Source organism: Paenibacillus sp. Leaf72 (assembly GCF_001422685.1).
Taxonomy (GTDB): domain Bacteria; phylum Bacillota; class Bacilli; order Paenibacillales; family Paenibacillaceae; genus Pristimantibacillus.
Map to the genome: position 1 here is coordinate 353,748 of NZ_LMLV01000034.1, position 22,333 is coordinate 376,080.

General features: G+C 50.6%; 20 protein-coding genes and 1 pseudogene. 7 read left to right on the top strand and 14 right to left on the bottom strand.

Annotated features, from left to right (window positions below):
* Window positions 1-9 precede the first annotated feature (9 nt).
* Window positions 10-900, top strand: coding sequence for an AraC family transcriptional regulator (locus tag ASF12_RS30850; RefSeq protein WP_056042801.1), 891 nt, complete (start codon window positions 10-12; stop codon window positions 898-900).
* Between the two features lie 312 nt (window positions 901-1,212).
* Window positions 1,213-1,617, top strand: a complete 405-nt coding sequence (locus ASF12_RS30855; protein ID WP_063892701.1) for an IDEAL domain-containing protein — start codon at window positions 1,213-1,215, stop codon at window positions 1,615-1,617.
* A 1,047-nt stretch (window positions 1,618-2,664) separates the two neighbouring features.
* Here the strand turns inward: ASF12_RS30855 and ASF12_RS30860 are convergent.
* From ASF12_RS30860 to ASF12_RS30895, 7 genes are all read right to left on the bottom strand, one after another.
* Complete coding sequence (locus ASF12_RS30860; RefSeq protein ID WP_081419140.1) at window positions 2,665-4,683, bottom strand: methyl-accepting chemotaxis protein; 2,019 nt, start codon at window positions 4,681-4,683, stop codon at window positions 2,665-2,667.
* A 452-nt stretch (window positions 4,684-5,135) separates the two neighbouring features.
* Entirely contained in the window at window positions 5,136-5,525 is a 390-nt protein-coding gene (locus tag ASF12_RS30870) for a (2Fe-2S) ferredoxin domain-containing protein (RefSeq protein ID WP_056042808.1), read from the bottom strand.
* A 19-nt stretch (window positions 5,526-5,544) separates the two neighbouring features.
* Window positions 5,545-5,694, bottom strand: coding sequence for a 50S ribosomal protein L33 (gene rpmG / locus ASF12_RS30875; RefSeq protein ID WP_056042810.1), 150 nt, complete (start codon window positions 5,692-5,694; stop codon window positions 5,545-5,547).
* Window positions 5,695-5,739: 45 nt separating this feature from the next.
* Window positions 5,740-6,975, bottom strand: a complete 1,236-nt coding sequence (locus ASF12_RS30880; protein ID WP_056042812.1) for a GTP-binding protein — start codon at window positions 6,973-6,975, stop codon at window positions 5,740-5,742.
* Between the two features lie 88 nt (window positions 6,976-7,063).
* Window positions 7,064-8,194, bottom strand: coding sequence for a metal ABC transporter substrate-binding protein (locus ASF12_RS30885; protein WP_056042814.1), 1,131 nt, complete (start codon window positions 8,192-8,194; stop codon window positions 7,064-7,066).
* Complete coding sequence (locus ASF12_RS30890; protein ID WP_081419141.1) at window positions 8,178-9,143, bottom strand: metal ABC transporter permease; 966 nt, start codon at window positions 9,141-9,143, stop codon at window positions 8,178-8,180. The genes ASF12_RS30885 and ASF12_RS30890 overlap by 17 nt, the downstream gene beginning before the upstream one ends.
* The gene (locus ASF12_RS30895; RefSeq protein ID WP_056042816.1) at window positions 9,080-9,796 is read right to left on the bottom strand and encodes a metal ABC transporter ATP-binding protein; all 717 of its coding nucleotides are present in this window, start codon (window positions 9,794-9,796) and stop codon (window positions 9,080-9,082) included. Before ASF12_RS30895 ends, ASF12_RS30890 begins: the two co-directional genes overlap by 64 nt.
* Before the next feature lie 107 nt (window positions 9,797-9,903).
* Between ASF12_RS30895 and ASF12_RS34895 the strand changes: the two genes are divergently transcribed.
* The 3 genes from ASF12_RS34895 to ASF12_RS34125 all read left to right on the top strand — a co-directional run bounded on the left by ASF12_RS34895 (window position 9,904) and on the right by ASF12_RS34125 (window position 10,957).
* Entirely contained in the window at window positions 9,904-10,053 is a 150-nt protein-coding gene (locus tag ASF12_RS34895) for a hypothetical protein (protein WP_155973607.1), read from the top strand.
* A 130-nt stretch (window positions 10,054-10,183) separates the two neighbouring features.
* Window positions 10,184-10,705: a MogA/MoaB family molybdenum cofactor biosynthesis protein gene (locus tag ASF12_RS30900; protein WP_056043023.1), complete on the top strand. Its 522-nt coding sequence runs from the start codon at window positions 10,184-10,186 to the stop codon at window positions 10,703-10,705.
* Between the two features lie 51 nt (window positions 10,706-10,756).
* Window positions 10,757-10,957: a hypothetical protein gene (locus ASF12_RS34125; protein ID WP_056042817.1), complete on the top strand. Its 201-nt coding sequence runs from the start codon at window positions 10,757-10,759 to the stop codon at window positions 10,955-10,957.
* Window positions 10,958-11,177: 220 nt separating this feature from the next.
* Here ASF12_RS34125 and ASF12_RS36250 read toward each other — a convergent pair whose 3' ends face one another.
* Complete coding sequence (locus ASF12_RS36250) at window positions 11,178-11,306, bottom strand: hypothetical protein (protein ID WP_268795479.1); 129 nt, start codon at window positions 11,304-11,306, stop codon at window positions 11,178-11,180.
* A gap of 25 nt (window positions 11,307-11,331) precedes the next feature.
* Window positions 11,332-11,652, bottom strand: a pseudogene (locus ASF12_RS30915) (family 43 glycosylhydrolase); the annotation flags it as partial.
* A gap of 217 nt (window positions 11,653-11,869) precedes the next feature.
* Here ASF12_RS30915 and ASF12_RS30920 point away from each other — a divergent pair.
* A complete protein-coding gene (locus ASF12_RS30920; RefSeq protein ID WP_056042822.1) occupies window positions 11,870-12,805 on the top strand; it encodes an MraY family glycosyltransferase in 936 nt (311 codons plus the stop codon).
* 66 nt (window positions 12,806-12,871) lie between these two features.
* Here the strand turns inward: ASF12_RS30920 and ASF12_RS30925 are convergent, their stop codons facing one another.
* The 5 genes from ASF12_RS30925 to ASF12_RS30945 all read right to left on the bottom strand — a co-directional run bounded on the left by ASF12_RS30925 (window position 12,872) and on the right by ASF12_RS30945 (window position 21,520).
* Window positions 12,872-14,188 (bottom strand): S-layer homology domain-containing protein, encoded by a 1,317-nt coding sequence (locus tag ASF12_RS30925; RefSeq protein WP_235533336.1) that lies wholly within the window; start codon window positions 14,186-14,188, stop codon window positions 12,872-12,874.
* Window positions 14,189-14,276: 88 nt separating this feature from the next.
* On the bottom strand, window positions 14,277-14,915 hold the full coding sequence (locus ASF12_RS30930; RefSeq protein ID WP_056042826.1) for a GNAT family N-acetyltransferase: 639 nt from the start codon (window positions 14,913-14,915) through the stop codon (window positions 14,277-14,279).
* Between the two features lie 290 nt (window positions 14,916-15,205).
* Window positions 15,206-19,171 carry a S8 family serine peptidase gene (locus ASF12_RS36420; protein WP_056042827.1) on the bottom strand — a complete coding sequence of 1,322 codons (3,966 nt, stop codon included), beginning with the start codon at window positions 19,169-19,171 and terminating at the stop codon, window positions 15,206-15,208.
* Window positions 19,172-19,570: 399 nt separating this feature from the next.
* Complete coding sequence (locus ASF12_RS30940; RefSeq protein ID WP_056042829.1) at window positions 19,571-20,653, bottom strand: LLM class flavin-dependent oxidoreductase; 1,083 nt, start codon at window positions 20,651-20,653, stop codon at window positions 19,571-19,573.
* A 6-nt stretch (window positions 20,654-20,659) separates the two neighbouring features.
* Complete coding sequence (locus ASF12_RS30945) at window positions 20,660-21,520, bottom strand: VOC family protein (protein WP_056042831.1); 861 nt, start codon at window positions 21,518-21,520, stop codon at window positions 20,660-20,662.
* A gap of 201 nt (window positions 21,521-21,721) precedes the next feature.
* Between ASF12_RS30945 and ASF12_RS30950 the strand changes: the two genes are divergently transcribed.
* Complete coding sequence (locus ASF12_RS30950; protein ID WP_056042834.1) at window positions 21,722-22,258, top strand: helix-turn-helix domain-containing protein; 537 nt, start codon at window positions 21,722-21,724, stop codon at window positions 22,256-22,258.
* Window positions 22,259-22,333 lie beyond the last annotated feature (75 nt).

Genomic DNA, 22,333 nt, shown 5'->3' on the forward strand with positions numbered 1-22,333 from the left:
GTATTAATGATGAGACCGAATATGCGTGAGGACCATCATGAATGGCTGGAAATCTATCATTTCACGCCTTCTGCTTTCGAGAAATCGGGAGCTGCATGGCCCATTCGGGTCGGAACGAATATCGCCAAGCCGAATTATCATATCGGTCCGCGTGTGGCGCCTTACTATTATTTGCTAGGCGTGCTGGAGGGGCAAGGAACATTCATTCAGGGCAACAAGACGTACACGCTGCGTCAAAATGATCTGTTCTGCCTGTTCCCGCAAGTTACCCATGAATATTTCACCTTGGCGGAGGAGCCGCTGCACAAAATCTTTTTTGCCTTTGATGGCAAGAAAGCGATTCAGCTGTTGGCCCGGCTCGGGCTTGGACCGCAATCGCCCCATGCACCCGGTGCATTGACACCACAGGCTGCCGAATTTATGCAGCAGCTATTGCAGCTCGTCAGCCACTCGGGTCCACCGAATACCGACCTGGCGCGGCTAGGCCTTTTTCACCGGATATGGGATGAGCTTGTCTCATCTGCTTCTCCCGCTGTTTTTCCCCGCGACCATCGCAGCATCAGTTGGCTGCAAAAGGGGCTGGAGTATATGGAGATTCATTATGCGGAGGGCATTTCCGTGGAGAGCGTCTCCGACTACGTGGGAGTCAATCGCACACATTTTACTAAACAATTCAGCAAAGCATACGGCATAACACCGGTCCAATATATCCAGCAGCAAAAAATGGGCGAAGCCAAGCGTCTTCTCGCGCAAACCGGCTATACGTTATCGGAAATCGCCAGCTCCATCGGCTTCCCCGACCTCTTTTCTTTTTCCAAAGCGTTTAAGAAAAATGTAGGGATTGCGCCCAAGCAATACCGCTCCCAGCTCATTAGCGGGAAAACAGAGAGCAACGATTGACAGCTGTAACTGTATAAATTATAATTACAGTATTATCATTGTTAGATTGTAATGGGATTCAAGGTGAAACGGCCGTTGCCATCCTTTGACGGCGCAGCGCGTTTCATTCCGAGAAATATAGAGAAAGGATAGTGTTACGATATCCTTTCCTATATTTCAAGTGTAAAAGGCTGTCGCCGTCCTCTGGCGTCAAAGTTACCGTTTCACGCTGAAATATAAGCCCATTTATAAGGATGTGACTTATAAATGCTTATATTTTTGAAAAAATCAGGCATAATTGCAGGTTCCATTAAACGACAGGTGGTGACTGGAATGAATAATGAGATGATAATTAAACCGGGCGACTGGATGAACGGAACGACTGGAAATGGCGAGCTGATGCTCGGCTTCGTAGAAAGCGTTGATGCTTCCCACGGCACGGTACGGCTATATGTAACGGCATGCGACAATGAGCTTGCCATCGGCAGAACGATTACGCTTGCAGCTTCACAGGTTAATTCGCTGCGCTCGTCACCGCTTTATACGGTGCAGCAACTGACGCAGCTAATCGACCTGGCGCTCGCAACAAACGATGAAGCTTGGTTTAATGAGCTTTCGGCCATGCTCGTCAATTTGAACAATGGCAAATTGCCGCAGGACAGCTCCCTGCCAAACGCCCATACCAAGATTTTCAACCGTCTGGGCATTTCGGTTAATGGAGAAGCAAACGGCTTGTAACACATAGCAGTAAAAATGTTCATCGTCGGCGCTAGTGTGCCGGATGGAGATGGAGATGAAGCGTTCCTTCTGGGACGCTTTATTTTTTTGAGGGTGGCATGGACTTGTGGGGAACGATTGGGGTGAGCTATAGCGTCGCTAGTATCAGCGGTATCGGCGGTGGATTTCATGCTGAATTAGGGGTTGTATTGTTTTCTGCCATCCCTTACGATGAGAGAAAATAATGTAAAAGAAGTATGTAAGGGAAATATGCAAAAGACTGGTGCGAATGTGAAGCTCCCATGAAATCCCTGGGGGATTCGCACCTCGAAACTTGTCGAAAACGACTTATTTTCATGAGAACGGGCAAAAGTCAATTTTTGTTTTAGACTTGTTTGGCATTACTTTTTTTGAAAATGTGCTGGATGAATGCCTGCTTGGCATCATTCATGGGGATTTTCGCTGTCGCACTCCGTATGGGGTGCGTGGATTGAAACTACGTGTGTCGGGAGCATTAAGTTACCTTCTGCACGTCGCACTCCGTATGGGGTGCGTGGATTGAAGCCGACTAACATGGTCTGCGGTATCACTCATTAGCGTCGCACTCCGTATGGGGTGCGTGGATTGAAGCTGCTTGACCGCACCTATTTTTTTCTTCCGCAAACAGTCGCACTTAAATAGATTTGGTGGACACAGCAGCAGCTATTTCGACAGAATCACAGGTTATGGCACAAGCTGCGGACTCAGGAGATGCTAATGTGCTGCAAATGATCATTTTGACGGGATAATGAGGGCAATAGCGGCTTTCCAGTCCGCTTAAGGTCTAAATTCAGTTTAAAAGCCAAAATAGCGGAATCTCAGTCCTTGAAAAAAGAGTGAGTAGCCTGAGCCGCGTACTCTTAGCAAAATCGCAGGCCATTAGAGCTCTAAAGTTATACCATTCTACTTGCAACATCAACAAAAACCGTTCCTTTCGTTAATGGCAGACTCTGCTTGCCCTTAACGAAGAAACGGTTTTTGTCGTTTTACCTTTTATCTTTTACCTCTCACCTTTTACCGATCAACCTTCTAAAGCTTAAATTTATCGATTTGCGTACGCAGCTTCTCCGCCATGTTGGCGAGCTCTGCCGAGGAGGAAGCGACTTCCTCCATCGATGCCATTTGCTGCTGCGCTGCAGCCGAGACATTTTCAGATTCAGCAGCGGTTTCGCTGGCGGAATCGGCAATGTGACGAATAGCGTCCACTAGGCTGCCAGTGCCAGTGACAATTTCGTCCGCCGCTGTCGAAACGCTTCGAATGCTGCCAGCAACCTGCTCCACGGATGAGCGAATATGCTTAAACAGCTCGCTTGCCGATTCGCCTGCTTGTCTGCCCTGAGCAGCTTGCTCTACGGTCTGATCAGACGCGAGAAGCGTCCGCTTAATCTCAAGCTGAATGCTGCCAATAAAGCCGGAAATTTGCTCCGCCGATGCCATCGACTGTCCTGCAAGCTTCCGAATTTCATCGGCAACGACGGCAAAACCTCGCCCAGCTTCGCCAGAGCGCGATGCTTCAATTGCCGCATTCAAGGAGAGAATATTCGTCTGGCGAGCGATGTTGCTAATGCTTCCTACAACCTCGCCAATTTTGTCCGACAAGCCGCTAAGGTCTTGAATCGTACCGGACAGCTCGCGAATGCCGAGCTCCATCTCGTCCATTTTTCCACCGAGCTTAATCATAGCGGCTGACCCGTCTGTTGCAAGAGTGGACGTCTCAGAAGCAATGACTGATACGTCTGAGCTATGTGCAGCAACGCCGTTAATTTGCACAGCAATATTTTCAGCTGCATCGCTGCCATCTTGTACGCTGGACGTTTGCCGCTCCGAGCTTTCGGCCACAACCATAATAGCCTCCGAAATGCTCTGCGCTGCATGCGCCCCTTGATCGGCGCCTGCCGCAAGCTGCTTCGCTGATTCCGTCAATTGCTCGGATAAGCCTGCAACGCCTTTCATTAATTGGTGCATTTGATCGCCTGCTGCATTAAAGGAATGTAGAGCAACGCTAATATCGTTTTTGCCTTTGGCCGGAATGCGATGCGTGAGATCCCCTTGTGCCAGCAAATCAATTCCGTGAGTCAACTGGCGGATAGGATGTACAATTCGGAGCGCTATCAAAATGCTAAGCAGCAGCGCGCCCAAAATAATGAATTGCCCTACGATAATAATGAGCTTCAGCAAATCATTAACCGGTTTTAAAAACTCGCTTTCATGCACATAGGTGACAACGATCCAATTGAGATCTGTTTTGGTTAAATAGGAAAGCTGGTCGACCCCTGATTCATGGAAATGAATGGCCTTGTAATTGCCCTGAACCGCATCAGCGAATGCTTCATCCAGTACAGGGTTATTCAAATCGGCAATCTTATTGTTTAAAATAAAGGACTCATCCGGAAAATAAATAAAGGTTCCATCCGCAGTCGTCATAAGAGCTCTTCCCGTCTCGCCTTGCTCAAAGCGGGCGATGCTCTCAACCGCCTCACTGATTGGATATGCTGCTGAATAGAAGCCCACAGGCTTGCCATCCTTCATTAACGGAGCACCAATCGCAACGACAAGCTGGTTGTCTACTTTAGAAATAATCGGGTCAGAGACGAAAGCGCGTCCTGCCTGTACCTCCTTTATATAGGCGCGTTCAGATAAGTCATATTCCTTGCCGTTCAAGTCTATTGCAAGCTTGCCTGTCATATCAGCCGAATACATAATCGTTGAAAATTCAGGATGCAGCTTCTGTGACTCGATGATATAGTCAAGCTGCTTTTGCTTGTCGTCTCCAAGCTCCGCTCCATGCTCCGCAAGCATTTTAATAATGGTCTGCTTCTCTTTCATTCTGCTGTCAACTTCCTTTGCCAGCAGCCGCGTATTCAACTCCATTTGCTTCTCTGACTGGCTCCTGACCTCACTTGAGGTGGGGGCATAGAACGTATAGGACAGGACCGATACACAGACAACGACTATGAGCAGTGTAGACAGCACGATCCGCCCCGCTGTTTGACGAAGGGAACAGAACCTAAGTAAAGCACGAATAAAACGTGAATTTTTGAAAGCCATAAGCTATCCCCTTTTTTAAAAAATGATTATTGTGTAGTAGTTATATCGGAATAGGAATGAGACTTTTTAACCAATGTGACACTTTTTCGACAATTTTCTATTCACTTGTTTTATTGCAGCCTTAGCTAATCCCTTGATTATGATAATAAAATTTCATCCCTTGAGGTTGTAAGCCCTGAGCATCTTGCGCAGCAGTTGGCGACGTTGGTTTAAAAAAAGGCAAAATACAGAAGAGCCGCACCTTAATGGGGCGGCCCTTCTGTATTTCGTTTATTACAACGGCTTTATTGCTCGGATCTCCTCTTCCGTCAATCCAGATGAGCTTTCTTTTTTTCAGCATCATATTTATTAAATTGTTGCATCTCAACATTAAAACCAAGAGGAAGAGCTCTATAGAGCCCCTCCTCTTGGTCAAAAATAAAACGATAGCTCTAGCGTAAAAAAATTCGATGCTATGCTCTTTCCACTCTCTTCACAAGCGGCTTGCTGATGCCTTCCGCCGCACTGCCCGTCGCCGCGAAGCTGTCCGCGTCGTAGTTATACGAGATTCGCTCCGGCAGCGGCATCCGATTGCCGTCTAGCAGTCCGCGAACGAGCTCGCGGCCAAGCTCTGGCGTCATGCCGTTATACCAGTTGCCGTCGGGATAGACGACCACATTGCAAGCATCCTCGCATCTGCCGTTGCACATCGTCTTCGTCGTATGGACGAAAGAATCCGCTTCGCGTCTCGCAAGCTCCTCACGGATGGCGAGCGTTACCTCTTCAGCGCCGCTGCGTTTACAGCTGCCTCCGTTGCATAGAAGCAGATGATGGCGCGTCTGCGTCAGGTTCCAAGTTGCCATCCTCTTGAAGCCTCCTTTCCTACCTCGTTTCCCGGTGCACAGTTACCCGCCCCAAGGCGGGACTGTATTTGCGCATCTCCAGCCGCTCCGGGGTCGTACGTTTATTTTTGGAGGTCGTGTAGTTGCGGTCACCCGTCTCCGTGCATGCCAACGTTACAGTAACTCTCATTAGGCTCACCTCCTTTTATAACATATTATTGAACGGCCTGTCTCCTTAATTTATCGCGCAAGCCTCCTGCGGCGACTGCGGAAACGGATCAATAAGGCTGTCCCAATCCTGCTTCATCTCTTCCTTCGTCAGCAAGCATTGGTCAAGCGTTGCTTCAATCTCGGCACGCTGCAAATCGATTCCGATAAACACAACCTTATTGATTCGGTCGCCATACATCGGATGCCAGCTGTCCGCCAGCTCAGGCTCCGACTCAAGCAGCAGGTGCTGCTCTGACTCAGGAAGCGCAGCCACCCACAGTCCAGCAGGGCCAAATTGAATCGATGGCCCCGCCTGGCTAATGCTCTGCGCCTGCAAGCTGCGGGTTGCCAGCCACATAATGCCTTTGGCCCGGATAATGTCCGAAGGCCACTCCTCCATCCAATGCATCAAGCGCCCCGGATGAAAAGGCTTCGCCCGCACATAAACGAATGAGCCAATCCCGTATTCTTCCGTTTCTGGCGTATGTACTGGGGCATTCAGCTCCCGCATCCAGCCAGCCGATACGCTGGCTTCTTCAAAGTTGAATCTGCCGGTATTCAAAATTTCCGCGGGATCGACCTTGCCCTGCTCGGTGCGAATCAGCTTGGCACGCGGCTGAAGTGTACGAAGCACACCTTCCAGCTCGTCCAAATCCTCCTCGCTCACCAGATCGCATTTATTTAGCAGCAGCACATCGCAAAATTCAATTTGGTCGATCAGCAGATCAACGACCTCCCGGTGGTCTTCCTCATGCGCCCCTTGGCTGCGTTCAAGCAGCGTCTCGCCAGAGGCATAATCATGCCAGAAGCGGTATGCATCAACGACCGTCACCATGCAGTCCAAGCGGCAAAATTGCGACAGGTCAATGCCCTGCTCCTCATCAATATAGGTGAACGTTTGGGCAACGGGAACCGGCTCGCCCACACCCGTCGATTCAATCAAAATATAATCAAAGCGCTCCTGCTTCGCCAGCCGCTCCACCTCGCGCAGCAAATCCTCGCGCAGCGTGCAGCAGATGCAGCCATTCGACATTTCCACCAGCTGCTCATCGGTGCGGGACAGCCCGCCTTCTTTTTGAACCAAAGCCGCATCGATATTGACCTCGCTTAGATCATTGACGATGACCGCCACCCGAAGGCCATCGCGATTGTTCAGCACATGATTGAGAATCGTCGTTTTTCCTGCTCCTAAATAACCGCTTAGCACCGTCACGGGAATTTTAAAGCCTGATTGCTTCTTCACTACTGCTTCCTTATCCATTCGTTTCACGCTTCCCTTCATATATAGCTTGTAAATAGCTTGGCCTAAAAGCTAGATGACCTGTCGCTTGCTACGGCTTAAAACTGCCTTATTCGTTCAAAGCGAGCTTCAGTGCTTCCAGGTTATTTTTCATTACACCAATATAATCGAGCCCGTCTGCCGCTTCTTCCTCTGTCAGCCCTTCAAGCGGATTAAGTACAGCTGTCTTGGCGCCGATTTCGCTCGCAATCGTGCTGGCGATTTTTGGATCAACCAACGTTTCGAAAAAAATCGTCTTTATTTGCTGCTCCTTCGCCAGCTTCACAATTTCCGCCATTTGCTCCGGGGATGGCTCCTGGTCAGGAGAAAGGCCGGAAATCGGCACCTGCGTCAAGCCGTATTCACGCGCCAAATAGCCAAAAGCCGCATGCTGGGTAACGAACTCCGTACGCTTCACTCCTGCAAGCCCTGTTTTATAAGCCTCATCCAGCTCTTGGAGCTTGGTAATATAAGCATCAGCATTTGCTTTGTAGTTGTCGGCATGGGCGGGATCTGCTTTCGCGAACGCCTCTTGAATCGCTGCAACTTCTGCTTGTGCCAGCTTCGGACTCAGCCATACATGCGGATCGAGGCTATGCTCATGAGCGTGATCATGCCCCTCCTCCCCATGGGCAGCTTCCTCATGCTCGGCAGCATGGTCATAATCATGTTCCGCATCCGTATCTGCTTCCGCATCCGCATCACTCGCAGCACCGTGCGCCTCTTCTCCATGCGAATGCTCATCTTCCCCGCCCTCTGCTAGTTCAATGCTGCTGCTCGCCTCCACGACGATGCGCTTCTCATTGGCGGCGCTGTCCAGCGCCTGTTCCGCCCAGCCTTCTACAATGCCGTTATATACGAATACATCTGCCTCTTTCAGCACCGCCATGTCCTTGGCACTTGGCTCCCAGTCATGCGGCTCCGTGCCGGCCGGAATAAGCGCTGTTACATCGGCATATTCGCCGCCCACCTGCTTGCTGAATTCATACATGGGATAAAAGGTAGTTACGACTTGCAGCTTCTTCGCTTCCGTCTCCCCCGCAGCTGGCGAAACGCTTGGCTCCGACGAAGCGGCACTTCCGCTATCTGCCTGGGCCCCAACTGTATTCACCCCATTCGTGCTTCCTGCCGCGCCGCATCCCGACAACAGCAGCATCGCTGCCATTAATAACAAAGAAATTTTACTAAACATAACTTTCATTTTCTGTACCTCCATGTGTGTGAGTAGCTGGTGCATCCAGCTTGTTGCTCTTCATACGGGGAAAAGCGTCCTGCTTCGCCACTTGCACTTGCCCCGTTTGATGATGGTTGATGATGGTGCGATTTTGCCGATTGCCCAGCTTGCCGGCGATGACGGATACCTTCTTCAATACAATGCCAAGGATCAGCAGCGCCAGCAAAAATAGGGCGATCGTTCCGCCTGGCGGCGTTCCCAGCTCATAAGAGGCGGTCAGTCCGGTAAAAACGCCCGCCACGCCGGCCAGCATCGCAATCATGAGCGCTGCCGCAAAGCTGCGGGCAAGACGAACCGCCAGCGCCGCAGGCAGCACGATCAGCGCCGATACGAGCAGCACGCCTACAATCGGCATAGCCGCAGCGACAATCATGCCCGTCACCATGCTGAACAGCATGGAGATGAGCCGGACGGGAATGCCATTCGTTTGTGCCGTTTCCTCGTCGAAAGCCATCTGATACAACGGTCTGCGCAGCAAAATAAAAAAGATCGCGCCTACTGCCGCCGCACCGAGCATGAGCATAAGCTCGGCTTCGTTCACCGCGACGACGGAGCCGAATAAATACGAGGAGAAGCTTTTGTTCATTCCCTTATTCAGCCCCATCAGTACAACGGCGCTCGACAAGCCGCCAATCATAATAATGGCAATCGACATTTCGCTGTAGGCGCGGTAGGAGCGCCGAATATATTCAACCGCTATCGCTCCTGCTACAGCAGCAGCAAACCCGGCATAGGAAGGATTCCAGCCCAGGTAGGCACCCGCGGCAACGCCGGCTAATGATACATGCGAAAGCATATCCGCCATCAGCGCCTGCCGTCTCAGCATTAAATGTACGCCCAGCACAGAGGCGACTAAAGCGATGATGCCTCCGGCGCAAAATGCCCGCTGCATGAAGTCGTAGTGCAGCATTTCCATCCTCCCTCCCCCTTTCGTTCCAGCTCAATTATTCGGTCCAAATAAGGCCGGACCTCTTCGAGTCCATGGGTCACCATCACAACCGTCCGTCCATGAGCCTGCACATGATGATACATTAACTCGTAAAAACCTCTACGGCTCGCTTCATCCATGCCGGTTGTCGGCTCATCCATAACGAGCAGATCAGGCTGCTGGGCCAGCGCTCTGGCAATACACACCCGCTGCTTCTGTCCGCCTGAGAGCTCGCCGATTTTGCAGCCGCGCTGCTCCCACATGCCGACCTGGCGCAGCGCCTCCTCGGCACGAGCCCGCTCCTGCGGCCGCAGCCGCCGCAGCCAAGCTCCGCTCTCATATGCGCCTGACCTGACGAACTCCAGCACCGTGCTGGGAAAGCCGCTGTTAAACGCCGCAATCTGCTGCGGCACATAGCCGATCACGAGCTTCTTGCCGCTCGCACTCTGCTTCGCCAAGTAAACCTCCCCGCTCCATGGCTTCAGCAAGCCCAGCGCCAGCTTAAGCAGCGTCGTCTTCGAGGCGCCGTTAGGCCCGGTTACCGCTATAAATTCGCCGGCATGAATCGCCATATCGGCTTCATTCAGACTCGGTACGCTGCCGTAGCCGAATACGACCTTTTTTAAAGTAGCAATCTGCACGCAGTCTCTCTCCTTCTGCTCCAACGTTATTTTTTAAAAATATAAGAATTTATAAGTTTCACCCGCGAAACGGCAGCTTTGCCGCCTGGGGATGGAGACAGCCGTTTATGACTAATCGTAATGATTACGATATTATCTTAAAAAAGAAATCGCCAGCAGCGACTTGTTATCCGTTATTACCTTGTTTAATAGTAATTATTACGCTTAATGAGTATAGCAAGCAGATTTTCATTCGTCAACTGCCTATTTTGGGCTAGCCCCCATCGCCTTATACGGAGGAATATCCGAGGCATGCGCTGGCATACAGGCCAGATCCAGTATACAATAAAAGTCATTATTCAAATATTTTCCGGCATAGCTTGCCAAGAAAGGATGTTTACATTTCCGATGAGTACATCCGTTGAACAACATCGCGAGGAAGCACCTTCGACCGTCAATTGCATGGTCATTACCGTATCTGACACACGTACGCCTTCTACCGATAAAAGCGGCACGCTGCTTATAGAGCTGCTCAAGGCAGGCGGCTATCAAACGACGCGCTACGCCATCGTCAAGGATGAATACAGCGAAATCCAGTCCGCGCTGCGCAGCGGAGCTTCGGACCCGGCAGTTGAGGCGATTTTGCTCAATGGCGGGACGGGCATTGCCAAGCGCGATACGACCTATGAGGCTGTAAAAGATTTGCTGGACAAGGAGATGCATGGGTTTGGCGAGATTTTTCGCTATTTGAGCTTTGCTGAAGATATCGGCACGGCGGCGATTTTAAGCAGGGCGATTGCTGGCGTCTACGAGGATACAGCGATTTTCTCCATGCCAGGCTCCAGCGGCGCAGTCCGGCTCGCGGCCGAACGCATTATCGTTCCTGAACTCGGTCATGTGATGCGGGAAATTTATAAGGATATTCGCTAACGGCTTTAAATAAATTGCAGCAAGGTATTATTAAATAGGAGATTGCAAACGATGATAGAAGTATTTGAATTGCGAGATAAGATGGCGTTTTTTGATGAGGCTGTTCAGATGTACTGGGATCAATGGGGTAGCGAGAGCAACTTTAAGTTTTATCAGGATTGCATGCTTCATTCATGTAAATCCGATTGTGACCTTCCACGATTTTATATTGCGCTGCAAAATGATTCCATTGTCGGTACATCTCTCTACTGATTTGGAAGGCTATTATGAAAAATATGATTGGACGTATCTCACCAAGGGCTACCTCTTTAATGGAGAAGCTGCAAAAATATATGAAGCCACTGTCCATCCATAAAAACAAGAGAAAGAGGAGGCGGCCTCTCTTTCTCTTGTTCCCCCTCTCTTTCTACTCTTTCTCGCGCCTCTTTTTTCAGGCTCTATTCAGCCTCTCACCTTTCCATCTTTCTATATTTTAAGAATAGTTCGTTCGTTTGAATGTCGCGTCGTTTTTGGCAATCGTTGTTGTGAGCGCGCTCAAGGCATCCAGCCGTAGCACGAAGTTATAATGGCGAACGTAATAGCCGCGAATAATCGCTGCCATTTTCGTAATGCATCCAAAGCACCTATTTGCCTGTTGCGGCGTTATAGATGACCTTCGGGCGCTCAATTTTGCTCGTATTCAGCTCCGTTGCCGAGGTTTTAGTCAGCACACTGCTGCGGAAGGTCCAATTTTTGAGATCGCTTGACGTATACACGTTAACGGCATCGAAGGTTCCGCTCGTTGCATGCTCGCCATACCAATAGTAGGTAGAACCGACTTTTAAAATGTTGCCGCTGTTCGCAAGGATCGGATTGCCTGCGGTGTCTTTCCAATCCGTCCCGTTCACAATGCTGACGCTTGCAGCGTTGGCACGGCCCGCCGGAATCGCTCCGGCAGCAATCAACATTTATGTAAGCGATTTCAATTGAACAATCCGGCGAAGGGTGAACGATTTGGACGACGGCCGAAAAGGGACAGAAAATGAGTACTTTATCAGAAATTTGCTATTCAAACTCGTTTATTGTAACATTTTATTAGTTTGAGAGATTGCTAGTTTTGCTGCCCATTATTTATATTTATACATTCAGGAGATGATCTAGATTAGTTACGCTGCTGCATTTGCAATGTCTTTCATTATTGTGCTGCTGCTTATTCCTCCGCTTCGCAAGCTCGCTTTCCGCATCGATTTTGTGGACAAGCCTCGCAAGGATGTCGAACGCAAAATACATAAAGAGCCGATTCCACTCACGGCGAGCTATGCTATTTTTGTCGGCTTCATGGCAACGTATTTGGTGTTTGTAGATGAAATTACAATGAAAACAGTAGCTATTATTATAAGCTCGATTTTGCTGCTCATTATTGGCACGATTGACGATTGGTACAAGACGCATGGCAAGGATTTTCCGTCTCTGCCGAAAATGCTCGTTCAAGTGTCAGCCGCCGCAATCGTATTTTTCGCAGGGGTATCGTTCGAGGGCTTCTATAATCCGCTTAGCGGGGAATTCGTCAACCTGCCTTATGCTTTGCAATTCGTGCTGACGATTTTATGGATCTTCGGCGTAACGACCGTTATTAACTTCTCGGATGGCATGGATGGCTTGGCGGGCGGCCTTTCAACAATTTCAGCTGTGACGCTGTTTATTGTGGCCCTCACCAAGGGACAAAGCGATTCCGCGATGCTGGCTATTATTTTGATCGGAGCTGCGATTGCGTACTTGCGTTACAACAAGCCTCCGGCGAAAATATTTATGGGCGACGCTGGCGCGACGTTTCTCGGCTTCATGCTCGGGGTTATTGCCCTCGATGGCGCCTTCAAGCAGGCGACCGTGCTGTCGATATTCATTCCGATTTTAGCGCTTGGCGTACCGATCTTCGATAACATCTTCGTCGTAATCAAGCGCATGATTCAGGGCAAGCCGATCTATCAGGCAGATGCGACACAGGTCCATTACCGTCTGCTGCATTCCGGCCTCAAACCTACGCAAGTATTGTCGTTTCTGTTCCTGATTAGCGTATGCTTCTCGCTATTTTCGATTATTTTGCTTATGATTCCGGTATAGCGCGTGTTATACAAAATCCCCCTGCCGTGTGGCAGGGGGATTTTTCATGGCTGCGTTGAGTAGTGGCTATTCATTCAAGCGCTGCATTACGCGGTGCAGCAGCACGCTGACTTCTGCACGAATCGCATGATCTCCTGGAGCAAAAAGCTTGTCCGTTCTTCCTTGCAGCAGCTCCTGCTCGTACAAATACGCAATATCCTGCTCTGCCCAGTGGCCGCTAATATCGCTGAACGGATGCCCGGCGGATGAGGCTTCTCCCTGCGCATCTGCTGGCTTGGCCTCGTTTGTCGGCGAGGCTTCCGCAGTAGCTGCTTCCCCCGTTGCAGGCTTTGCAGCTGCTGCGGAAGCAGCGGCCTCCGCCGCGCCGAGCGCCTTAAGCTGCCGCGACAGCACCGCAGCAATTTCCGCCCGCGTAATCGGCTGGTTCGGCAGAAAAACGCTGCCTTGCGGCCGCTCTACCCCTTGCAGCAGGCCACTTGCCGCAGCCGTCTCCACATAGTCGTATGACCAATCGCTTTTGCCCACATCGGTAAAAGCAGGGATGGACTGCTGCTTCATATCCAGCTCAAATGCCAGCACAGCAGCCTTAGCGAATTCTGCCCGCGTCATTAGGCGTCCCGGCTCAAAATCGCCAGCGGCCGTACCCTGCATCACCTGCTCCAGCGCCAGCTCCCCGACAGCTGCGGAAGCCCATTTCAGCTTCGCAACCGCTTCATAATCCTTGAATTGCTTAAGGCGCTGCTCCACGGTCAATTGGGCGGCAGCTTTCGAAGGCGCTTGTCCAACGATTTTCGCCGCACCTTCCTTTGCGGGTCCGGCGCCAATGCTGACAACTGGCTCATTCACGCTATGCTGGATATTCAGCCCCGGATTATCCGGCAAAATAATAATCGACTTCGCCAAGCTGAAGCTCGCTGCTCCATCCTTCACCGCTTTGAAGGTCACACTGCCCAGCTTGCCATAGCCTGAAAATAATGCCGGGCCGCGCTGGGCCGTCGCCTCGGCAATCTGAATCAGACCTGCTGCTGCATCAAGCTTGTTCAGCAGCTGCATGGGGCTCGCCGCAGCTGCAAATACTGCAGGCCGCAGCAGCGCCCCCGCCCCTTTTTCAACTACAGGCGCTATCCGCTCCGTATCGTATTTCATATGTACCTCATAGCCTTGGACACCGCCGTAGCTCCCCTTAAACCCTTGCAGCCATACGGCGACCTCGAACTCCTCGCCAGCCTTCACCTGGTCCGCGGATGGGACAATGCGAATTTGCGGCAGCTTGCCTGCCTCCACCTTCTCGGCTCCCGCGGCTGCAACCGTACCAAGCCCCAGCCATGCAGCGGCCAGCAGGCTAGCCCCCATCAATAACAACCATTTTGAATGCAGACTCACTCTCAAATCCCATCTCTCCTGTCCTCAGCTTCTTACGCCATATCCATCGCTTGCCTAGTGAGCAAATATAATTTAAAAGGCGGTTTTCTTAAAGGTTATTACTATTATGCGGAAGTGGTCTGAAAGTTGTTAGGTTGCCTGCCCAATCTTTTTTATCAAGTTTATAATAGTTATATTTTTCGTTATCAATCTCGATCATACTCTGAAAGTTAAAACCACATTTATCTATTACTCTATTCGACGGAACGTTGTCTAATAGAGCAATAGCACTAAGCACCTCAACATTCGTATTCTCGAATAAATAATTAGTCATTCCTTGTGAGGCTTGGGTTGTATAACCTTTACCTCTATGATCTTTTGAAATGGCATACATGATTTCTCGGTTTGGCGGTGGTAATTCGTCTTTCATTCCTGAACAACACCAACCGATAAATTCTCCTGTCTCTTTCAAAATAATTCCTAATCGAAGACGGAGATCACCAATATCTTCACCTTTCGATACCGTATTGAAAAACTGTTTGTTCTCTGGAATTTCATAGTTAATAAACCAATCTTTCCGCTGCTCTTTAGATACGTTCCAGCCTGGCAAATACTCATGTATTTCAGGTTGCCAGGTGAGTGAATGAAAATGATCTAAATCAGTAGCCAAGAATTCTCTTAGAATCACATCCTTGCAGTCAATCGTAAAAGCGTTTTCCTCTGGAACGAAACGAATATTAGTGTCCATGATAATTCTCCCTCTATAAACTGTACTAATGTCTATAATAACTCTCTAAGAGAATCTATTGCGAGGGTAAAATCACTATAATTGTTTTTTATTTAGCTACCATATTTCAGAAAACAGCCTATTAAAAAAGAGAATGCTCAGATTCAACCATACCTATGTGGCATCCTGAAAATAAGGAGGGGAGCCGATCGCGCTCCCCTTCCATTTTTTCACGACTGTTTCATGATCAGCCACTTGTTTCGTGTCTCTTGTCTCTTGTATCTTGTCTTTTTCCTTTTACCTCTTGCCGCTTACAGCTTGAAGTTGCCTAAAACGAAGGAAATATCGAGCAGATCAACCGCGTTATCCCGGTTAATGTCCGCTGCGCTTGCTTGCGCATTTGCCCAGCTTGTGCTCCGCGACTTGCCGAACTGCTTGGCAACAAGCTGGAGATCGGCCAGATCGATTTTGCCGTCGCTATTCACATCGCCCGCCAAAAGCGGTCCGACATTAAGCGTCGTATCCTCGCCTGCCACCGTCACCGAAGCAGCCGAAGCCACATGGCCTGGCGCTACGACGCGCACCGTGTAAGTGCCCGCAGGAACAAGCAGCGTATAGCTTCCATCCGCCTTCACTTCACCGACAGCTGCAACCTCTTTGCTTGCTGTAATGGCCTCTACCACAACTTTGTGAACGCCATCAGCACCTTGGTACCAAGTCTCGCTGTAATTCACACCGCTGCCGAAAGCTTCCGCTGTTATTTTGCCTGTAATCCGATGTTCCGGCTCAGTAGGACCCGCCGTCACCGTAACAGATGCGTCACTCACGCTGCTGTAGGAAATTTCTTGCGTATCGCTGTTCAATGCCCGTACATTGGACAATTTAAAATCCCGTTTTCCGGTGCTGCCACTGGAAAAATGGAACGTTGCCAGCGTCCCGGAGCCACTGTAGCCGCTATGATCTCCGGTCAAGGATACGACATAATCGCTCCTTGCAGTGCCGTTGCCGAGATCGACAATCGTCTCATCTACGATAAGCGATCCGCCAGGATTCGCCTGCTGCTGGTAGGTCGACAATGCAACGCTCGGCTCCACTGAGCCTTTCACCAGCGAGCTGTCATACGTCAAGCTGAATTGCGCCGCATATAAGTCCTTAACATGAGCAAAATTCACATCAAGGTCAAAGGTTTCTCCTGTCCGTACGCTGGACTTTGAAGCAACAGCCGCTAATGTGGCAGGCTGCTGAGCCGTGCTCTCATAACGGACAACAAAGGCTGGCTCAATGACGCCATTATCGGCGGCATCATACACATACACATCAAACGTATTGCTTCCTTGGACAATCGGCACCGGAATCTCAAAACGCCCGTCTGCTGCAATCGTCGCATCATACTGCTGCAAATCGCCTTTTGCATCCTCAGCCATCGCAGCAGCGCCAACTGCCGAATAATCGCCGAACAAAGTAATGAGGCGGTCGCTAATAATTCGCCCGCTAATCACGCCTTCACTGCCCGTAACGGCAATCGGCGGATCAGAGAGCTCCGCAACCGGAGCCTGCACATCCACGATAAATTCGGCAAGCTGGTCCAGCAAATAATCTTCGTTCCCAAGACCAACCCAAGGCACGACGACATATTGTCCTTCCCCAAGCTGCTGAGTGCCAAGTGCCGTCAATATTTCCCCGTCCCAGCCTTCAACGATGTAGCTGCCCGGGCTAATGCCTTGCGCGCTTTCCACAATGACGCCCTTCCAGGACAAATTGCTTCCCGAAACCGCATAAACATCTAGTGAAAAATACGGCAGTGTGGCATTTACGCGGAACTTAAGGTCGGTCGTATCCGCTGCGCCATCACCATTTGGCGAAAAGAGGAACGGTTCAAGCGTAATTTCCGATACTTTTGCCGGAAGCTCCACGTCGCCCACATAGACAGCGAGTGGAAGCTGTATCGTCTGTCCTGCACCTTGAATGACGACCTCGCCCTCGTAACGGCCAGCTGCTGCTGCTTCAGCTACATGCAGTGCTACATCGAAGGAAGCAGTACCTCCTGCCGCCACCGCAAACTGTTCTTCGCTAACACTCAGCTCACCCGCTGCCTCGCCATACCATATCGTCGATACCGCATACGAGCTTCCTGCTCCGGAAATATCCTTCACTTGAATGGTTTTTGCCGACTCATTCCCGGCGGCCAGCGCCCCGAAAGACAAGCTGCCCGTCAAATAGGATGTAGCGGCTGATCCTGGTACCGCAACCGTCGTTTCTTCCACGAGCGCTATCGCTTTGGCATTGGAAATTTGCTCCAAGTCAATCCGTCCTGCCCCTTGATCCATATGGGAATAGCGCTCGCCGCTGCGATCTGCCAGCTTCTTCGCATTGTTCATCAGCAGTCCTTTTACCTCAAACGGAGTAAGCCCCCGCTTCTTTTGAAGCAGCAGCGCCGCAGCGCCTGCAATATGCGGACTTGCCATGCTCGTGCCTTGCTTATTTTCATAAGCATCTGAATAATCGCCGCCATACGCTGGTATGGATGAACGAATGGCTACACCTGGCGCCGTTATATCCGGCTTAATGGCCAGACCCGGCAGCGATGGGCCGCGCGAGCTGAAATCTCCCATCATATCCTGCTCTACTACTGTGCTGAAGTCGATCATGTAAGCGCTGGCTCCAGTCGCCGCCGCGTCAGCCTTCGCTTTGAGCGCAAGTCCATCCTCCTGCGAGATGCTAAGCGTTGGGACATAATCGACTCCAGCATTGAGCGTTCCGCTAAATTCGCCTGTCGCATTGTTATAAATAATGACAGCCGCAGCTCCGGCATTTAAGGCATTCAGCGCCTTTTCGCCAAAAGTAATGGAGCCCCGTGAAATGAGGGCAGCTTTCCCCGTCACATCTTTGCCAATGAAATCTGCCGCTGTTCCAAAGCCGGCATATACAAGCTCCAGTGCACTATTTTCCAAATTTCCAAGCTCGGGAGAATAGGCCATGTACGCACCATAAACACGGCCTGCACCAGCTCCTGTCAGCACTGGCACCGATAATGGCGGTGAAGATGCACCGACGGAAATCGCCAGCTCTGCAGTAGCTGGAACACCAACCGTATACGGCTCTGGTCCATCATTGCCGTTCGCCGCAACTGCCACGACGCCTGCCAGCATCACATTATTCAGCGCAACGGCGCTAGCCTCGAACTGGTCATTAAAGTCATCGCCCAGCGAAAGGTTAATGACATCCATACCGTCAGTAACCGATCGTTCCATGGCGGCAATGACGTTTTCGGTCGAACCTCTGCCTTTCGGCCCCAGTACGCGGTAAGCATAAATATCTGCACCGTATGCGACGCCTTTTACCCAGCCGCTTTCGCTATCCGGGTTTCCCGGATCGCCGCGCCCTGCCACGGTACCAGCCACATGTGTGCCGTGGGAGGTTGCCACTTCGGCATCATTCGGATCGGGAAGCGTCTCGTACGGATCATTGTCATTGTCGACAAAATCATAGCCGCCCTTATAAGCATCCTTCAAGCTTGGATGGAGATAGTCAATGCCGCTGTCGATCACACCAACCTTAATGCCTTCCCCCGTTAGGCCGCTGTCCCAATAAGTAGGGGCACCGATAAATGGAGCACTTTCGTCCATTTTCGCCTCTACGCTTGGCAGCGGGTCTATAATGATTTCCGTATTCGGGTAGATTGCCTTCACGCCAGGCAGTGCCAGCAGCTTGTCCACCTGATTGGCCGGAACCTGTACCGAGTAACCATTGAAAATTTGCTGGTACTGGCGCCCGAGCTTCACATTCAGCTTCCTCGCAGCAGCAGCAAAGCTCGATTGCTCCTGCTTCACAATCGTCTGATAGTTGGCAATGGACTTAGCCTGCCCTTGCTGTGCCTTGACGCTCTGTACGGCAATAGGATCAGAAACCAGCTCAACGATGACGCTGATCGTCTGGCCACTGTCCGAATGCGGCACATAATTTTTGGGCAATGGCGTTGTTCCATCTGCTGCAGAACCCGTGGTTTCGGAGCCACTCGCCGCTTCCAGCTTGAAGCGCTGCTCGCCCTGAGCGCCAAGCAAGCCTGCCGACTCCTTCTTGCCAGCTGAATCTACTTGCTGATAGGCCGATTTGGGCAGCTTCAGCTGCTGTGACAAAATGGAAGATTTAATGCTTTGCGGCGCTGCTTCCGCCCCCATAGCTCCCGCGGGGAACAATAAGGTGAGCAAAAGCGCCATAACGATTAAAATAGATAATGGCTTATTCCGACTTGTTTTGCGTTTAAACCATTGCTGCATGAAATCCCTCCTATTTTTCTTTGCCCTCTACTAAACTGCTAGCCGATCCTCCTTTCTATCTCATATCACAAATTTCCTTTTAATCCATAAATATGTATTTCTAAGTTCGCTAAAATCTATTGTAAAGGATCGTTTACGAGAAAATTGTAGAATCGTCTGATTATTGAAAATATTTTGGAGCATACAAGGTGAAACGGCTGTCGCCGTCCTTTGGCGGCGCGGCGCGTTACATTCCGAGAAATATAAGCCGATTATAAGTGTGAAACTTATAATCGGCTTATATTTAAAAAAAATCTGGCAAACGCTATAAAGCAGCGTCTGCCAGATTGTCTATGAATCTATGAATGGCATACCGTTAAGCGCCAGCTTTCGGCAAAATCAGCACGGATGCGGTTCAAACTATGATTTCGTTTTTGTCGCTGCACGCACCATAGGTGCGACATTCCCGGCTAAAAGCTCGATGCTTTCGGCAACTTTGGCATAAGGAATGCCGCCAATATCGAGCTGGGCAATAAAACGCTGATGCCCGAACAGCTCATGCTGGCAAATAATCTTCTCAGCTATTTCCTCAGGGCTGCCGACGAACAAGGCCTGATCCGGCGCCGTCATATCGGCGAATTCCTCCTGCGTAATCCGGAAATCGCTGCCGCGCTGGCGGTTCATATGCGACCAATAATTCGTGTAATAGGGGAAATATTCCGCACGCGCCTGCTGGCTATCCTTCGCGATATAACTGTGGCCAGTGACGCCAACCTTCAAGCTCGCTGCATCAAAGCCCGACGCGATTCCCGTTTCGCGATAAAGATCGACGAGCGGCTTGAACCTGTCCGGCGAACCGCCAAGAATCGCCATGATCATGCCGAGGCCAAACTCCCCTGCGCGCACGGCGCTCTGCGGCGATCCGCCAACGCCAACCCATACCGGAATTTGCGGCTGAATTGGACGCGGGGCAATCGCGGCGGCCCGAAGGGCAGGGCGATGCTTGCCCTGCCAGGTTACCGTATCCTGGCGGCCTAGCTCGCCGAACAGCTCCAGGTTTTCGCTAAACAGCTCATCATAATCGCTCAATTCATAGCCAAACAGCGGGAACGATTCGACGAAAGCACCGCGTCCTGCAATAATTTCCGCGCGTCCATCAGATAATAAATCAAGCGTCGCATAATCCTCAAATAAGCGCACCGGATCAACCGTACTTAGCACGGTAGTCGCACTCGTCAGCCTAATGCGCTCCGTTTCCCGGGCAATAGCTGCCAGCATAACCGGCGTTGCCGAAACGACAAAATCATGGCGATGATGCTCGCCCAAGCCGAATATGTCAAGGCCTCCCTCATCCGCCAGCTTTGCCGCTGCAATAATGTCCTGAATCCGCTGCTTCGCACTTATCGTGTCCGATGTATGAGGATCAGGCAATATATCGCCTAGTGTATAAATGCCAATTTCAATAGCGGCCTGTTCCTGTTGATCTTCCGTTTGCTTCTCCATCTCCACTTACCCACCAATCGTCAGCAAACTGGATATGCCAGAAGGATCTGTGACCATCCAGCCATCTGCCTGCTTGCGGAATTGTATTTGCTTTTGCCCCAGTCTGGCCAGTACTTCGTCCATCGCTGCTTGATCAGGAAGCACAATCGTGTAGTAATCCAGACCTGCCGCATTCGCTGGAGCCGCTGGAACACCGACGCCTGCCCAAGTATTCAGGCCTAGGTGATGATGATAGCCGCCCGCCGAAATGAACAATGCGGAGCCGCCCATATTGAAAATAATATCAAAGCCTAATGTGTCGCAATAAAACTGCTGGGCTTGCGGCAGATGGCTTACATGCAAATGCACATGCCCGATGACCGTGTCCTCCGGCAGTCCGTTCCATACTTTGCCTTCGGAAGCATCCAGAAGCCCTTTAATGTCAACGGGATCAGTCGCCATCTTATAGCCGCCGCCCTCCAGCTTCTCCCATTGCTCACGCGGGCGATCGCGGTAAATCTCAATGCCATTGTTGTCTGGATCATTGAAATACAAAGCTTCGCTAACCAAATGGTCGCCCTGTCCAACGGCTACATTATGGTTTGCCAAATTCCGCAAAGCAAGCCCTAGCGCTTCGCGGCTCGGCAATAAAATTGCAAAATGATACAGTCCCGCAGCTGCACGCTCCGGCAAAACAACCGCACCCTGCTGCTCCTGCAGTATGAGCAGCGGACGCTTGCCATCAGCCGTTAGCTGCACTTCGTTTCCGCTGCGAGAAAGCTCCTTAAAGCCAACAACCGCTTTATAAAAAAGGAGCGAGCGCTCCATATTACTTACTTTAAGCTTCACATATCCAATATGTGCAGCCGGATGAATGGAAATAGTCATTGTCCATCGCCTCTTTATCTGATATATTTGTTATAAGAATATATGTTTTATATGAGAAATATTATCATGCTCATGGTGGCAAGTCAATAAAACATTTGCTACTATGGATGAAGCTTAATGCCACATTCACAAATCAGCCAGCAAAGCCCTCACAGCTTAACGACATCGTTTAAGAGGCAACCAAGGTTTCAGGAGGTACTCATGGATATTGGCAATACAATTCGTACAATTCGCAAGAAGAAGCAGCTCTCCATCCAGCAGATTGCGGAGGCTACTGGACTATCGCAAGGCTTCCTGAGCCAAGTCGAAAATAACAAAACATCGCCATCTATTTCTACGCTGGATCACATTGCGGGTGCGCTGAACGTTCCGCTCGCCTTCCTGCTGCTCAAGAAGGACGAGCGAATGCAGATTTTGCGTAAGGATGAGCGTCGGCACACCTTGTATGGCGGCGGAAAGATGAAGGTCGAGCAGCTCAGCGAGCGCGGTTCTGTCAAAATGATGCTCGTCGAGCTTGAGCCCGGCGCATCAACGGCAGAGGCGCACGCCCATGCGGGCGAGGAAATCCACTTCCTCCTCTCCGGCACGATCTATGTAGAGCAGGGGGACGAATCGGCGACCATCTATGCAGGCGATTCCTTTAGCTGGAAAGCCTGCATGCCCCACTACGCCAAAAATATTGGCGAGGATACAGCCATTGTGCTCATTTCCATCAATAACGATACGCAATTGGTTTAGCCCATCCTATTCAAATTGCTCTGCTGAAAAAGCAAAAACCCGCAGCTGGAGCATCTGTTGCCAGATGTCCTGCCT

Bases quoted from the DNA above. Each gene is read 5' to 3' on its own strand.
- ASF12_RS30850 (WP_056042801.1), top strand. From the start codon at position 10: ATGAGACCGAATATGCGTGAGGACCATCATGAATGGCTGGAAATCTAT.
- ASF12_RS30855 (WP_063892701.1), top strand. From the start codon at position 1,213: ATGAATAATGAGATGATAATTAAACCGGGCGACTGGATGAACGGAACG.
- ASF12_RS30860 (WP_081419140.1), bottom strand. From the start codon at position 4,683: ATGGCTTTCAAAAATTCACGTTTTATTCGTGCTTTACTTAGGTTCTGT.
- ASF12_RS30870 (WP_056042808.1), bottom strand. From the start codon at position 5,525: ATGGCAACTTGGAACCTGACGCAGACGCGCCATCATCTGCTTCTATGC.
- rpmG (WP_056042810.1), bottom strand. From the start codon at position 5,694: ATGAGAGTTACTGTAACGTTGGCATGCACGGAGACGGGTGACCGCAAC.
- ASF12_RS30880 (WP_056042812.1), bottom strand. From the start codon at position 6,975: ATGGATAAGGAAGCAGTAGTGAAGAAGCAATCAGGCTTTAAAATTCCC.
- ASF12_RS30885 (WP_056042814.1), bottom strand. From the start codon at position 8,194: ATGAAAGTTATGTTTAGTAAAATTTCTTTGTTATTAATGGCAGCGATG.
- ASF12_RS30890 (WP_081419141.1), bottom strand. From the start codon at position 9,143: ATGGAAATGCTGCACTACGACTTCATGCAGCGGGCATTTTGCGCCGGA.
- ASF12_RS34895 (WP_155973607.1), top strand. From the start codon at position 9,904: ATGACTAATCGTAATGATTACGATATTATCTTAAAAAAGAAATCGCCA.
- ASF12_RS30900 (WP_056043023.1), top strand. From the start codon at position 10,184: ATGAGTACATCCGTTGAACAACATCGCGAGGAAGCACCTTCGACCGTC.
- ASF12_RS34125 (WP_056042817.1), top strand. From the start codon at position 10,757: ATGATAGAAGTATTTGAATTGCGAGATAAGATGGCGTTTTTTGATGAG.
- ASF12_RS36250 (WP_268795479.1), bottom strand. From the start codon at position 11,306: ATGGCAGCGATTATTCGCGGCTATTACGTTCGCCATTATAACTTCGTG.
- ASF12_RS30920 (WP_056042822.1), top strand. From the start codon at position 11,870: ATGTCTTTCATTATTGTGCTGCTGCTTATTCCTCCGCTTCGCAAGCTC.
- ASF12_RS30930 (WP_056042826.1), bottom strand. From the start codon at position 14,915: ATGGACACTAATATTCGTTTCGTTCCAGAGGAAAACGCTTTTACGATT.
- ASF12_RS36420 (WP_056042827.1), bottom strand. From the start codon at position 19,171: ATGCAGCAATGGTTTAAACGCAAAACAAGTCGGAATAAGCCATTATCT.
- ASF12_RS30940 (WP_056042829.1), bottom strand. From the start codon at position 20,653: ATGGAGAAGCAAACGGAAGATCAACAGGAACAGGCCGCTATTGAAATT.
- ASF12_RS30945 (WP_056042831.1), bottom strand. From the start codon at position 21,520: ATGACTATTTCCATTCATCCGGCTGCACATATTGGATATGTGAAGCTT.
- ASF12_RS30950 (WP_056042834.1), top strand. From the start codon at position 21,722: ATGGATATTGGCAATACAATTCGTACAATTCGCAAGAAGAAGCAGCTC.